Source organism: Pseudomonas sp. ASL8, from assembly GCF_056680355.1.
The window spans coordinates 1,294,489-1,307,342 of sequence record NZ_CM155278.1 but is presented as its reverse complement, the minus strand read 5'-3'; the positions used below and the strand labels follow the sequence as shown (position 1 = coordinate 1,307,342).

The window sequence follows — 12,854 nt, the reverse complement described above, 5'->3', positions numbered from 1 at the left end:
GTCAGTGAGGTGAGAAAGGAGAAGGTTCGGACACTAATCGCGGCTTCGGTGTGCCCGGTTTGACCCAGATCCTGTAGGCAATCACCAGCAGCACGATCCATACCGCGCCAACGATCAGTGCCGCGCGGCTGTCCGGGAAGTAGCCCAGCACGCCAAAAATGAACAGCATGAACACGATTGCGGCGGCTGGAGCATAGGGCCAGAACGGCACGGGAAACTTCAGTTGCGCGACCTCTTTGCTGTCCATTGAACGACGCATGGCGACCTGCGTAAACAGGATCATCAGCCAGACCCAGACCGTGGCGAACGTCGCGATGGACGCGATTATGAGGAACACGTTTTCCGGGATCACATAGTTGAGGACCACGCCGCCGAGCAGGGATGCGCCCATGACCAGCACGCTCATCCATGGCACGCCCTGACGCGACAGTCGGGCAAAGCTTTTTGGCGCCTGGCCTTGTTCGGCGAGGCCATACATCATGCGTCCGGCGCCGAAAATGTCGCTGTTGATCGCCGATACCGCAGCTGAAATCACCACGATATTGAGAATGGTCGCGGCCGAGGAAATGCCCAACTTGTCGAAAATCTGTACGAACGGACTGCCTTGGGTGCCGATCTGTGGCCAAGGGTAGATCGACATCAGCACGAACAGCGTCAGCACGTAGAACAACAGAATGCGCAATGGCACGGCATTGATCGCACGGGGGATCACGTGTTGCGGGTCTTTGGCTTCGCCGGCCGTGATACCGATGATTTCGATGCCGCCGAAGGCAAACATCACCACCGCGAACGAGGCGATCAGGCCGCCGATCCCGTTGGGCATGAAGCCGCCATGAGCCCAGAGATTACTGATGCCAGCGACTGTTTCAGGCGTGGAGGCGCCGGACGAGCTGATGCCAAACAGCATGATGCCCAGGCCGCCGAGGATCATCGCGACGATGGCGCTGACCTTGAGCAGTGACAGCCAGAACTCTGTTTCGCCGAAGACTTTGACGCTGCACAGATTGAGCGCGCCGATCAGGAATACGATGCTCAGCACCCAGATCCAGCGCGGCACATCGGGGAACCAGAACCCCATGTAAATACCGAATGCGGTCACGTCGGCGAGGCAAACGATGATCATTTCAAAGGCGTAGGTCCAGCCCAGGACAAAGCCTGCCATGGGCCCGAGATACGTGCTGGCGTATTGGCCGAACGAGCCAGAGACAGGGTTATGCACGGCCATTTCGCCGAGGGCGCGCATGACCATGAACACCGCTGCGCCACCGATCAGATAGGCCAGCAACACGGCTGGACCCGCCATCTGGATCGCTGACGCGGAACCGTAGAACAAGCCGGTGCCGATGGCTGAGCCAAGGGCCATGAATCGAATGTGCCGAGCGGAGAGTCCACGCGTCAGGCCGGTTGGGTGTTGCTTCATATCGCATCCCTTATTTTTGTTGTATGGCGAGAAGTGGTGCGAATCCCGGCCTCCGGGTTCGCAGCACTTCTCCCATAACGAACCCGTCCAGGTTCGGCAGTGATTTACAGGCTTGGCAACAGATCGGCGGGCACCAGCGTGTTCAAGCAGTTGGATGCCAGCAATTGGCTGGCGGCTTCGATGTCCGGTGCGAAGAAGCGGTCCTTATCGTAGAACGGCACTTTGCTGCGCAGAGCGGCGCGTGCTTGTTCGAGTTTGGGCGAGGTTTTCAGGCCATCGCGGAAATCCAGACCCTGACAGGCCGCTAGCCATTCTACGGCGAGAATGCCTCGAACGTTCTCAGCCATTTCCCACAGACGCTTGCCGGCAGCGGGGGCCATGGACACATGGTCTTCCTGGTTGGCAGAGGTCGGGATGCTGTCGACGCTGTGCGGGTGGGCCAATGCCTTGTTCTCGCTGGCCAACGCGGCGGCAGTCACCTGCGCGATCATGAAACCGGAGTTCACGCCGCCATTGGCCACCAGGAACGGCGGCAGTTGCGACATGTGCTTGTCCATCATCAATGAGATGCGACGCTCGCTGAGGGCGCCGATTTCCGCCAGGGCCAGGGCCAGGTTATCCGCCGCCATGGCGACCGGTTCAGCGTGGAAGTTACCGCCCGAGATCACTTCGCCTTCAGCGGCGAACACCAGCGGGTTGTCGGAAACAGCGTTGGATTCTATAGCCAACACTTCTGCGGCCTGACGCAGTTGGGTCAGGCATGCGCCCATGACTTGCGGCTGGCAGCGCAGCGAGTACGGGTCTTGAACCTTGTCGCAGTCGATGTGGGAGTTGGAGATCTGGCTGCTTTCGCCCAACAGGTCGCGGTAGCAGGCGGCGGCGTCGATTTGTCCGCGTTGACCGCGAGCGGCATGAATCCGGGCATCGAACGGCGCGCGCGAACCCAGCACCGCTTCGACCGTCAAAGAGCCACAAGACAGCGCGGCGGCGAACAGGTCTTCGCCTTCGAACAGGCCACGCAGGGCAAACGCAGTGGAGACCTGGGTGCCGTTGAGCAGTGCCAGGCCTTCCTTGGCCGCCAGGGTCAGGGGTTTCAGACCGGCGATGGCCAGGGCGTCAGTCGCTTGCAGCCATTCGCCTTTATGACGGGCTTTGCCTTCGCCGAGCAATACCAGGGACATGTGCGCCAATGGCGCGAGGTCACCGGATGCGCCGACCGAGCCTTTGAGCGGAATGTGAGGGTAAACCTCGGCGTTGATCAGCGCGATCAAGGCGTCGATCACCTGACGGCGAATGCCCGAGAAACCACGGCTCAGGCTGTTGACCTTGAGCACCATGATCAGGCGAACCAGTTCATCGCTGATCGGCTGGCCGACCCCGGCTGCGTGGGACAGCACCAGCGAGCGCTGGAGGTTTTCCAGGTCTTCGCTGGCAATGCGCGTCGACGCCAAAAGACCGAAACCGGTGTTGATACCGTAGGCGGTACGGTTCTCGGCGAGGATCTGCTCGACGCAGGCCACGCTGTTTTCAATTTGTTGCGAGGCACTTTCATGCAGGCGAAGGGTTACCGGGTGGTGGTAAATCGCTCGCAGTTGCGCCAGGGACAGTTGGCCGGGGGTCAGGTTTAACTCAGTCACATTCATACTCCCTTGTGGGTGTTGATTAATGCCGGCTGCTTGAAGCCAACGCTTGTCGGCTGGGCCTTGTGGGCGTGTGCATCGGCTATCTTGGAAAGGCGGTGTTCACACTAAGTTCGCGAACATCGGCTGTAGGTATTCATTGTTCTTGAGGATCGCCGCGCTTCAGTGTTCACGGTCTCTCCCACTAACGAGTGCATTGGCGACCGTCAGTTCAGTGCGGCCAGGGATCGCAAATCCGATGGCATTCCTTCGGTCATGTCGTTGTCTACCGGCAAAATCAGGCGATCTGGAATCGCGCTGTGCCATTTTTTGGCGATCAGGTAGTACGCGACGGCAGGCACCACCAGACCAATGATCCAGGATATATCGGTATCGCCCAGCACCACGGCCAATGCCCCGGTGACAATCGCAGTGATTTGCAGGTTGGCACCCAACCACAACGTAAATTGACTGAACAGACGACCATGTCTTTCCCCGTCGGGGATGTAATCGATCGAACGCCTTTCGATCATTGATGTGTTTGCAACACGCTCAGTGGGAACAGCCATGCGACCACCTCTATGGGGGAATGCGAAGATCTCTGTAGGAGCAGGCTTGCCTGCGAAAGGGTCGGCTCGGTGTATCAGGCCAGACGCCTTCGCCGCGGGCCGCTTAGTTGCGTGCCCGCTCTCACAGGTTTATGCGATCAGCGGTTAACCATTGGCAGGTTCAGGCCCTGTTCTTTGGCGCAATCGATCGCGATCTGATAGCCCGCATCCGCGTGGCGCATGACGCCGGTGGCCGGGTCGTTGTGCAATACGCGGGCGATGCGTTCGGCCGCTTCATCGGTGCCGTCGCAGACAATCACCATGCCCGAATGCTGAGAGAAGCCCATGCCGACGCCGCCGCCGTGGTGCAAGGACACCCAGGTCGCGCCGCTGGCGGTGTTAAGCAAAGCATTGAGCAATGGCCAGTCGGACACGGCATCGGAGCCATCCTGCATCGCTTCGGTTTCGCGGTTCGGGCTGGCGACCGAGCCGGAGTCCAGGTGGTCACGCCCAATCACGATCGGCGCCGACAGCTCGCCGCTGCGGACCATTTCGTTGAACGCCAGACCGAGCTTGGCGCGTTGGCCCAGGCCAACCCAGCAGATACGTGCCGGCAGACCCTGGAACGCGATGCGCTCACGGGCCATTTCCAGCCAGTTGTGCAGGTGAGCATCGTCCGGGATCAGTTCCTTGACCTTGGCGTCTGTCTTGTAGATGTCTTGCGGATCGCCCGACAGCGCCGCCCAACGGAACGGTCCTACGCCACGGCAGAACAGTGGACGAATGTAAGCCGGTACGAAGCCTGGGAAATCAAAGGCGTTTTCCACGCCTTCTTCTTTGGCCATCTGACGGATGTTGTTGCCGTAGTCGAAGGTCGGAATGCCCATCTTCTGGAAGTCGAGCATGGCTTTAACGTGCACCGCCATTGATTGCTTGGCGGCTTTGACCACTGCAGCAGGTTCGGTCTTGGCGCGAGCGCGGTATTCGTCCCAGGTCCAGCCTATTGGCAGGTAGCCGTTGAGCGGGTCGTGGGCGCTGGTCTGGTCGGTGACCATGTCCGGGCGCACGCCGCGCTTGACCAGTTCTGGCAGGATTTCAGCCGCGTTGCCGAGCAGGGCAATGGAAATTGCCTTGCCTTCCTTGGTGTATTTGGCGATGCGGGCCAGAGCGTCGTCTAGGTCGGTGGCTTGCTCATCGACATAACGGCTGTTCAAGCGGAAATCAATGCTGACCTGTTGGCATTCGATGTTCAGCGAGCAAGCACCGGCCAGCGTCGCCGCCAGAGGCTGAGCGCCACCCATGCCGCCCAGACCCGCAGTCAGTACCCAACGACCGGTGAGGTTGTCGTTGTAGTGCTGGCGACCGGCTTCGACGAAGGTTTCATAGGTGCCTTGAACGATGCCCTGGCTGCCGATGTAGATCCAGCTGCCCGCAGTCATCTGGCCATACATGGCCAGGCCCTTGGCATCCAGTTCGTTGAAGTGTTCCCAACTGGCCCAGTGCGGCACCAGGTTGGAGTTGGCGATCAGGACGCGCGGGGCGTTGCTGTGGGTCTTGAACACGCCGACTGGTTTGCCGGATTGAATCAGCAGGGTTTCGTCGTCATTCAGGTTGGTCAGGCTTTCGACGATCTTGTCGTAGCACTCCCAGTTGCGCGCGGCACGACCGATGCCACCGTAAACCACCAGTTCTTTCGGGTTTTCGGCGACTTCGGGGTCGAGGTTGTTCATCAACATCCGCAGCGGTGCTTCGGTCATCCAGCTTTTAGCCGTCAGCTTGGTGCCACGGGCAGCGCGGACTTCGACGTCACGGTGTTTGGTCCAGTTTCCCGGGGTCCAGTGTTGGGTATTCTCAGTCACGAAAAAACTCCTCAGCGATCAATCCAAACCAGCCCAGGCAGTGGGCAAGCAGGTCTGTATCGAGCATCTCGAAACAGACGAAACAGGTTTAGCAGGTAAATGGGGCAAGGCATGTGCACAGGGGCTGGGGTGGTTACCGGCTCTCTCCTGCGCACACATCTTTACTTGTACATACAAGCATATGCAATCGGAAGACCAACTCGCTTTGCGGGTCGGCAATAAATCTTTAAAACCGCTGTGAGCCTCGAAATAGAAGGGCTGGGCGGATACGAAAAAAAGATGAGATTTTTTCTGTCAGGACGTGGGGCTGTTGTTACGAGGCGGTTTTGCGCGGTATTGGGGCGTTTGGTAACAATTTGCGAGAGGAGGGTGCGCGAAGCGAAACGGTAGAGGGGCGCTCTACCGATCAGTCGCTGTCAGTTCAATCAAACAGCATGAGCCGCTGACCGAGATTTCCAGCAGTTCACTGTTACCGTCCAGTTGCTGGCAGTCATGCTTGCCCAGTATTTCGGTGGTGCTCCCTACGCTGACGCTCAAGCCCTCTGCCACGCTGAACACCAGCACAGTGCCTGCCGAGGTGAAAAACCGCTGCGGGCTGTCGATCCATTGCAGGCGAGCGGTGTAACGATCCGGTGCATAGATCAGGTTGAAATCACGAATGGCGCCACCGAGCAACGTGCAGGCCACCTGGCTTTCGCCGCTGAAAGCGAACGGGTCGATGGGCAGCAGGGGCCGAGTGGTTTGACCGTCCACGTGCAGGGTCATGCCCGCGCCTTGGAGCACGGTGATAATTCGCTGATAGCCAGCGAAGGTGGAGAAACCGCCCGACTCGGCGATGTCGGCAATCGACAGGCGCCAGCCGAAGCCGTCGAGGCCAACACCCGCATCGCGAGTGATTTCCTCTGTACTGCCACCGCCGTTTTTCCACGGCATGCGCGGGTAGCTGGCCGCGCGCAAAACAGTGAGCTGACTCATTTGCTGAAACGTCCTTCCAGTCGATGCCTGGAGCCTGGGTGGATAAGGCGTGCGGCGGTCACTGGCTGGCGCCCGGACCAGGTCCGGCGGCGAATCAGCAGGCACGGCTCGCCGGGTTCTATTTGCAGCAGTTTGCATTCCAGCGGCTCGGCCAGAATCGCTTCGACCACGTGCTCGCCCTCGGTCAGCGGTGCGACTTGCGACAGGTAGGCGTAGGGCGTTTGCAGGGTGAAGTCCTGCTTGAGGTAGTCAGGCGCGACCAGCGCGTTGACGAAGCGGTCTTCGATTTGCACGGGAATATCGTTTTCGAAGTGCACGATCAGCGAATGAAACACCCGCTGACCTTCACGCATGTCCAGAGCCAGGGCGCGCTCGGAGCCTGCGGCCTCTTCATTGAGGATGATGACCTTGCAGGTGTGGCGATGCCCACGCGAGGCGATTTCATCGGCAATGTTGTGCACTTCGAACAGCGCCGACTGGCTCTTGGGCTCGGCGACGAAGGTGCCCACGCCCTGCATGCGCACCAATAGCCCTTCGGCGGTCAGTTCACGCAAGGCCCGGTTGATGGTCATGCGGCTGAAGCCCAGTTGGGTCACCAGTTCGCTTTCTGATGGCACGCGATGATGTGGCGCCCAGGTTCCGCTCTGGATCTGCTGGGCAATCATATGCTTGACGCGGGCGTACAGAGGCGCCGGACTGTCGCCCATTTGGGCAGCCAGCGAAGAGACGGCAGGCGGAGTCGGCACAGTGAAATCCTTGTTCGATAGGTGATGATTCGGGAAGTGGGTCCATGGCGCAGATGCGCTCAAGCTAACCATTGATCCGACCGACGACAAGCTTGCCGGAGTTTACCGAGCAGGCAAACGTCTGTATATGTATATACAAATAAACACGATGGAGTGTAGAGCCATGTCCGCCTTCTTTGCCGAGCGCGCATTATTGCCCAGTGGCTGGGCCAACAATGTTCGTTTCGACGTCAGCGCCGATGGCCTGCTGACCGGTGTCCAGGCCGATGCCGATGCGCAGGGTGCCGAGTTTATCAAGGGGCCGCTGTTGCCGGGTATGCCGAATCTGCATTCGCATGCCTTTCAGCGCGCCATGGCCGGTTTGGCCGAGGTGGCAGGTAACCCGAACGACAGTTTCTGGACCTGGCGCGACCTGATGTACCGTCTGGTCGGGAAGATCAGCCCGGAACAGCTCGGCGTCATTGCTCGCCAGCTGTACATCGAAATGCTCAAGGGCGGTTTTACCTCGGTCGCTGAATTCCATTACGTGCACCAGGACACGTCCGGCAAACCTTACGCCGACCCCGCTGAGTTGGCCCTGCAAATCAGCCAGGCTGCCAGCTTCGCGGGTATTGGCCTGACCTTGCTGCCGGTGCTGTACAGCCACTCCGGTTTCGGTGGTCAGGCGCCTAACGAAGGCCAGCGTCGCTTTATCCACAGCACTGATAGTTATCTGGATCTACAGGCGCGCTTGGACCCGATTCTGGCTCGGCAGCCCGCGCAGGCATTGGGTCTGTGCTTCCACTCGTTGCGCGCCGTTACCCCACAACAGATCAGTGAGGTGTTGGCCGCCAGCGACAAGCAGTGCCCGGTGCACATTCATATCGCCGAGCAGCAGAAAGAAGTCGAAGACTGCCTGAGCTGGAGCGGACGGCGTCCGCTGCAATGGCTGTACGAAAACACCCCGGTGGACCCGCGTTGGTGCCTGGTGCACGCCACTCACGCCAACCCGGATGAAGTCGCACTGATGGCTGAAAGCGGCGCCGTGGCCGGTTTGTGCCTGACCACTGAAGCGAATCTGGGCGACGGGATTTTTCCGGCGGTGGACTTCATCGCGCAGGGTGGGCGTTGGGGGATCGGTTCGGACAGCCATGTGTCACTGAGCGTGGTCGAGGAATTGCGCTGGCTGGAATATGGCCAGCGTCTGCGCGATCAGCGACGTAATCGGTTGCATCGCAGTGATCAGCCAATGGTTGGGCGAACCTTGTACGATGCGGCGCTTGGTGGCGGGGCGCAGGCCTTGGGGCAGGCGATTGGCTCGCTCCAGGTGGGGCAGCGTGCGGACTGGCTGGTGCTGGATGGCAACGATCCCTACCTGGCGACGGCCAGTGGCGACGCGATTCTCAATCGTTGGCTGTTCGCTGGGGGCGATCGGCAGATCCGCGATGTGATGGTCAATGGTCGCTGGGTGGTGCAAGACGGGCGTCATGCGGGCCAAGACGAAAGCAGCAAGGCGTTTGCGCAGGTGTTGCGGGAATTGCTGGGGTAGTCAGGCGGACCTTGTGCGTCTGTCATGTCGCCTTCGCGAATAAATCTGCTCGCACATAGCCTGCCCGGTTTCTGTGGGAGCTGATTTATCCGCGAAGCGGTTCACATGCTCTATTTGTCGACAGGTTTGGCGATTTTCGAATCATCCACGCGCCAGATCAGCTTGGTGGTGTCGTAACCCTGCTGACGTGCTTTGGCCAGCAGCTCCTCGCGCGTCGCATCGGACACTCGTGTGTTGCGCGACAGTAGCCACAGGTATTTGCGATTCGGGTTACCTACCAACGCAGTTTTGTAGTCATCGCCGACATACAGCACCCAGTAATCACCCTTGGCGACGCCCGGCAGCAACCGGGAAAACCAGGTGTCGAACTCCACCCAGAGTTTGTCGGTTTTCTCCGGGACTTGCGGCGACGCTGTGCCGTGCACTTCTTCCCACTGCCCCTCAAGTGTCCGGCAACGGTTGGTCACGCCAACGTTGCCATCGTTTTTAAGGATGTAATGGGCTTCGGACTGCGCACAGTTGCGTTGGAAAAACATCGGCATCCGCGCCAACTCGTACCAGGTCCCCTGATAACGCTTGAGGTCAACATGATCGACCGTCTTGGGCTCGATCAGCTCGCTAGAGGGGTTGGCGCACCCCGCCAGCAATAGACTCGCCAGCATCCCTATCCATAAACGCATAAGGCTCTCCTTTCAGGCTTACTTCAGGCCCTGGCCGGAGAACATCAGCACCTTGTCACCTGCGTATTGCACGCTGATAAAGGTCTTCTGATCGCCCCATGTGCAGCTGGACATGCCCAGCGCGCCGGAGCAATCAGTCGGGCTGCCCAGCAGCTTTTCGACTTCGGCCTTGGGCATCCCGGAGGAGATTTTCGAATAATTTTCCTGAGTGATTTTACTGCAAGCAGCCAACAGCACACAAAACGACAACAACGCGAGGGTACGCAGAGACATGAGTGAAGCTCCTGAACAGTAGGGGGCGGCGCTACAGCGTGTAGGACGCTGGCGAATTGCCAATAGGTTAGAAGAGAAATACGCGATCTGGTTCCCGTGGACGGCAGGGATTTATATCTCGCTTAAAATCGCGACCCAGGCGCTTTCAAAAACACCCGTTCTTCAGCCGTTGATGTACGGCCAAGGATTTGATTACGGTGGGGGAAACGCGAGAAACGGGCAATGACCCTTTGATGCTTTTTGGCGTAATCAAGTTGGTCGGCGAAGACCTCATGATCCGTGGCCGATTGTTCGTGGAGCAGTTCGGTAAAGTGGGCGACAGCTTGATCCTGCATCTCCAGGTGCTCACTGTGTTCCAGCACCAGATAGATGAATGATCGCTGAATCGGCAGCAAATGCTGGTCGCGGCCCAGTTTCAGACCGTGTTCGACCAATGCCTGGGCGCGTTGATCGCCGGCAAACGCCTTGGGCGTATCGCGATAAATCATGCGAGGGAGTTGATCCAGGAGCAGCACCAGTGCAAGCCAGCCTTGAGGGGATTCGGCCCATTCGGACAGCCCTCCCGCCAATGCGTGTTCGACCTGTACAGCGAAACGCTCGCGCGCATCGCTGTCCTGGCTTTTCTTCTTGCCGAACCAAAGCGCGCCCTTGGCCTTTACCACGTCGGTTGGTGATTCGGCTGAACCGAACCACCATTCAAGCAGCGGATGCCAGGGCGCGTACATGGCTTTAGACGTTGTGGTAAGACGTGGCGCGCTCGACTTCTTCCTTGGAACCCAGGAAAACCGCAACACGCTGGTGCAGGCCTTCAGGCTGGATGTCGAGGATGCGCTGATGACCGTCGGTGGACATGCCGCCTGCCTGTTCGACGATGAACGACATCGGGTTGGCTTCGTACATCAGGCGCAGCTTGCCTGGCTTGGATGCGTCACGGCTGTCACGTGGGTACATGAACATGCCGCCACGGGTCAGGATGCGATGCACGTCGGCGACCATGGCTGCGATCCAGCGCATGTTGTAGTTCTTTTTCAGCGGGCCGTCTTCGCCAGCCAGCAGTTCGTCGACGTAGCGTTTTACCGGGGCTTCCCAGTGACGCGAGTTGGACATGTTGATGGCAAATTCCTGGGTGGTCTCAGGGATCCGCATGTCTTCGTGGGTCAGCACGAAGCTGCCCAGTTCGCGATCAAGGGTAAAGCCTTTGACGCCGTCGCCCAGGGTCAGGACCAACATGGTTTGCGGGCCGTAGATCGCATAACCGGCAGCCACTTGCTGGGTGCCCGGTTGCAGGAACGCTTTTTCGCTCAGGCTGTCGTTCTGGCTCAGGTGGCCTTCCGGGCAACGCAGTACCGAGAAGATGGTGCCGACCGACACGTTGACGTCAATGTTCGACGAACCGTCCAGTGGGTCGAATACCAGCAGGTAGGCGCCTTTTGGGTACTTGCCAGGAATCTGGTAGGCATTGTCCATTTCTTCGGACGCCATGCCGGCCAGGTGACCGCCCCATTCGTTGGCTTCGAGCAGAATGTCGTTGGAGATCACGTCGAGCTTTTTCTGCACTTCGCCCTGTACGTTTTCAGTGTTCATGCTGCCGAGCACACCGCCTAGCGCGCCTTTGGAGACGGCGTGGCTGATTTCCTTGCATGCGCGTGCTACCACTTCGATAAGGAAGCGCAGATCGGCAGGAGTGTTGTTGCTGCGGGTCTGCTCAATCAAATAGCGACTTAGGGTAACGCGGGACATGGAGAGCTCCGAAGTGGGGGATAAAAACCCGCGCAGTTTAACGCGAGTGGACACGTAATACTCCAGTCAGACCGGGTTCTGGCCCATAGAGTTCACATGCCAGTTGAGAGTAGCCTCAAAACGGCAACAAGCAGGTGACCCTGCTCAAGATTTTGCCGAGGGGGTGCGCAACAGACTCAATGCCATCCAGCCAAGGAAAACGACGCCTAGTAGCAACACGGCCCATAAACTGGCGCGCTTCCAGTCCGTGCCTTTCGCGGCCGGTGTTGGCGGGCTTGCGATGACCACGGGCGAGGCCGCCAGTTGTGCAGTGCCCAGTGACGCGAGCACCTGCGGTTGATAATCAGGGATCAGCGTGGACAACGGCAAGTCCGCCGCCTTCGCCGCCGTGTTGCCGATGGCGAGGGTGTACGGCCCTGCACCTTTGGCCAGGAACACCAGTTGCGTGGCGCGGACCGCGAAACGCAGCTGCGGTGCCGTAGTGCCCAGACCGCCGCCACGCTCATCCACATCGATTTTGAGTTGCCGTACGGTACGGCCTGCTAGTTGTAACTCATCCTGCAGCACGTCCTGACTATTCTGCGTCAGTCGATACAACAAGCCGCCGCCCATGATTTGCCACGGGGCGTTGGTGTCGAGGCGTCCCGACAGGGTGACCGGTGCCAGGCTGTTGGCCTGGCTGATGTCGACTTTTATTCGCTCCACCGCTAGATCGGTGGGCAATTGCCAGCTGTATTCGCCCGGCTTGACGGTGCCGCCCGCCAGCGGTTGTGACCAGACCAAAGGCAGCGGCAGGTGGTCGGGGCTGGCGCTGATCAATTGCGCGGAGGTCAGTGTCGGAGCGGAGTTCGGGGTGTTCCAGAGCAGGCGCAGGTAACGCGCTGGTTGGCCGGGCAGAGTGACTTCGCGTTGTTCGATCACTTCATCGGCAAACGAAAGTCGTGCAACCTGACCCTCGCCCCAGGATTGCCAGTGCTGGAGGTCGTTACTGGCCTCGATACTGAAGCGCTGAAAACCTTCGCGTTCGGTGTTCCAGTCAAGAATCAATTGCTCCAGCGGGGCCTTGATCTCGCTGGTGTCGAGCAGCCAGCCGCGCAGTACTTCTTCGCCGGCTTCGATTTCGCCTTGCGGTTGCACTTCGACCAGCGTGCCGCTGGCGGTGCGCTCGACCCGAATCTTGGGCGCTGCATCACTGGCATCGGCGGTGTCATAGAGGGCAAACCACTTCACCGGGATCGGCGTCTGGTCTTCCCGATGCTGAACGTCGCTATGGGTCAATGAGTAGGCCAGCGCCTGACCCTCGGCGTTGAACACGCGTACGTCGCCCAGACCGGTCTGGCTCGCACCCAGTTGTACCGCCAGCGGTAGTTCGAGGCGATACCACGGGCCATTGCCGCTCAAGGTCAACGGTACCTGGCTGGCGAAATCAGCCGGTTTGTCCAGCGCATGGGCGGACATCGTTGTGA

11 protein-coding genes and 1 pseudogene are annotated in these 12,854 nt (G+C 59.4%); 1 reads left to right on the top strand and 11 read right to left on the bottom strand.

From position 1 onward, the window contains the following. Position 1: 1 nt before the first annotated feature. The 6 genes and pseudogenes from AC1MEA_RS05815 to hutC form a co-directional block, all read right to left on the bottom strand. The gene (locus AC1MEA_RS05815; RefSeq protein ID WP_219063611.1) at positions 2-1,420 is read right to left on the bottom strand and encodes an amino acid permease; all 1,419 of its coding nucleotides are present in this window, start codon (positions 1,418-1,420) and stop codon (positions 2-4) included. A gap of 104 nt (positions 1,421-1,524) precedes the next feature. Beyond that, positions 1,525-3,063 carry a histidine ammonia-lyase gene (gene hutH, locus AC1MEA_RS05810; RefSeq protein WP_480917087.1) on the bottom strand — a complete coding sequence of 513 codons (1,539 nt, stop codon included), beginning with the start codon at positions 3,061-3,063 and terminating at the stop codon, positions 1,525-1,527. 335 nt (positions 3,064-3,398) lie between these two features. Beyond that, positions 3,399-3,608 (bottom strand): annotated as a pseudogene (locus AC1MEA_RS05805) (cytosine permease); the annotation flags it as partial. A 137-nt stretch (positions 3,609-3,745) separates the two neighbouring features. Next, entirely contained in the window at positions 3,746-5,446 is a 1,701-nt protein-coding gene (hutU, locus tag AC1MEA_RS05800; protein ID WP_480917086.1) for a urocanate hydratase, read from the bottom strand. 399 nt (positions 5,447-5,845) lie between these two features. After that, a complete protein-coding gene (locus AC1MEA_RS05795; protein ID WP_480917085.1) occupies positions 5,846-6,421 on the bottom strand; it encodes a HutD/Ves family protein in 576 nt (191 codons plus the stop codon). Then, positions 6,418-7,128, bottom strand: coding sequence for a histidine utilization repressor (gene hutC, locus AC1MEA_RS05790; protein WP_219063686.1), 711 nt, complete (start codon positions 7,126-7,128; stop codon positions 6,418-6,420). The genes AC1MEA_RS05795 and hutC overlap by 4 nt, the downstream gene beginning before the upstream one ends. Before the next feature lie 202 nt (positions 7,129-7,330). Here hutC and AC1MEA_RS05785 point away from each other — a divergent pair, with 202 nt between their 5' ends. After that, positions 7,331-8,695 carry a formimidoylglutamate deiminase gene (locus tag AC1MEA_RS05785; RefSeq protein ID WP_480917084.1) on the top strand — a complete coding sequence of 455 codons (1,365 nt, stop codon included), beginning with the start codon at positions 7,331-7,333 and terminating at the stop codon, positions 8,693-8,695. 110 nt (positions 8,696-8,805) lie between these two features. On the opposite strand, the gene AC1MEA_RS05780 is transcribed toward AC1MEA_RS05785, so the two are convergent. The 5 genes from AC1MEA_RS05780 to AC1MEA_RS05760 form a co-directional block, all read right to left on the bottom strand. Next, positions 8,806-9,375: a lipocalin family protein gene (locus AC1MEA_RS05780; protein ID WP_219063606.1), complete on the bottom strand. Its 570-nt coding sequence runs from the start codon at positions 9,373-9,375 to the stop codon at positions 8,806-8,808. Positions 9,376-9,393: 18 nt separating this feature from the next. After that, on the bottom strand, positions 9,394-9,648 hold the full coding sequence (locus AC1MEA_RS05775) for an outer membrane protein assembly factor BamE (RefSeq protein WP_219063605.1): 255 nt from the start codon (positions 9,646-9,648) through the stop codon (positions 9,394-9,396). A gap of 122 nt (positions 9,649-9,770) precedes the next feature. Beyond that, positions 9,771-10,373, bottom strand: a complete 603-nt coding sequence (locus tag AC1MEA_RS05770; protein WP_219063604.1) for a DUF924 family protein — start codon at positions 10,371-10,373, stop codon at positions 9,771-9,773. A gap of 4 nt (positions 10,374-10,377) precedes the next feature. After that, complete coding sequence (locus tag AC1MEA_RS05765; RefSeq protein ID WP_219063603.1) at positions 10,378-11,388, bottom strand: class 1 fructose-bisphosphatase; 1,011 nt, start codon at positions 11,386-11,388, stop codon at positions 10,378-10,380. 144 nt (positions 11,389-11,532) lie between these two features. Then, positions 11,533-12,846, bottom strand: a complete 1,314-nt coding sequence (locus AC1MEA_RS05760; protein WP_480918103.1) for a DUF3999 domain-containing protein — start codon at positions 12,844-12,846, stop codon at positions 11,533-11,535. Positions 12,847-12,854: the final 8 nt, after the last annotated feature.

What these genes read in the sequence shown, in the direction of transcription:
- hutC (WP_219063686.1), bottom strand. Translation starts at nt 7,128, where the DNA reads ATGGGCGACAGTCCGGCGCCTCTGTACGCCCGCGTCAAGCATATGATT.
- AC1MEA_RS05785 (WP_480917084.1), top strand. Translation starts at nt 7,331, where the DNA reads ATGTCCGCCTTCTTTGCCGAGCGCGCATTATTGCCCAGTGGCTGGGCC.
- AC1MEA_RS05780 (WP_219063606.1), bottom strand. Translation starts at nt 9,375, where the DNA reads ATGCGTTTATGGATAGGGATGCTGGCGAGTCTATTGCTGGCGGGGTGC.
- AC1MEA_RS05760 (WP_480918103.1), bottom strand. Translation starts at nt 12,846, where the DNA reads ATGTCCGCCCATGCGCTGGACAAACCGGCTGATTTCGCCAGCCAGGTA.
- hutH (WP_480917087.1), bottom strand. Translation starts at nt 3,063, where the DNA reads ATGAATGTGACTGAGTTAAACCTGACCCCCGGCCAACTGTCCCTGGCG.
- AC1MEA_RS05770 (WP_219063604.1), bottom strand. Translation starts at nt 10,373, where the DNA reads ATGTACGCGCCCTGGCATCCGCTGCTTGAATGGTGGTTCGGTTCAGCC.
- AC1MEA_RS05765 (WP_219063603.1), bottom strand. Translation starts at nt 11,388, where the DNA reads ATGTCCCGCGTTACCCTAAGTCGCTATTTGATTGAGCAGACCCGCAGC.
- AC1MEA_RS05775 (WP_219063605.1), bottom strand. Translation starts at nt 9,648, where the DNA reads ATGTCTCTGCGTACCCTCGCGTTGTTGTCGTTTTGTGTGCTGTTGGCT.
- AC1MEA_RS05815 (WP_219063611.1), bottom strand. Translation starts at nt 1,420, where the DNA reads ATGAAGCAACACCCAACCGGCCTGACGCGTGGACTCTCCGCTCGGCAC.
- AC1MEA_RS05795 (WP_480917085.1), bottom strand. Translation starts at nt 6,421, where the DNA reads ATGAGTCAGCTCACTGTTTTGCGCGCGGCCAGCTACCCGCGCATGCCG.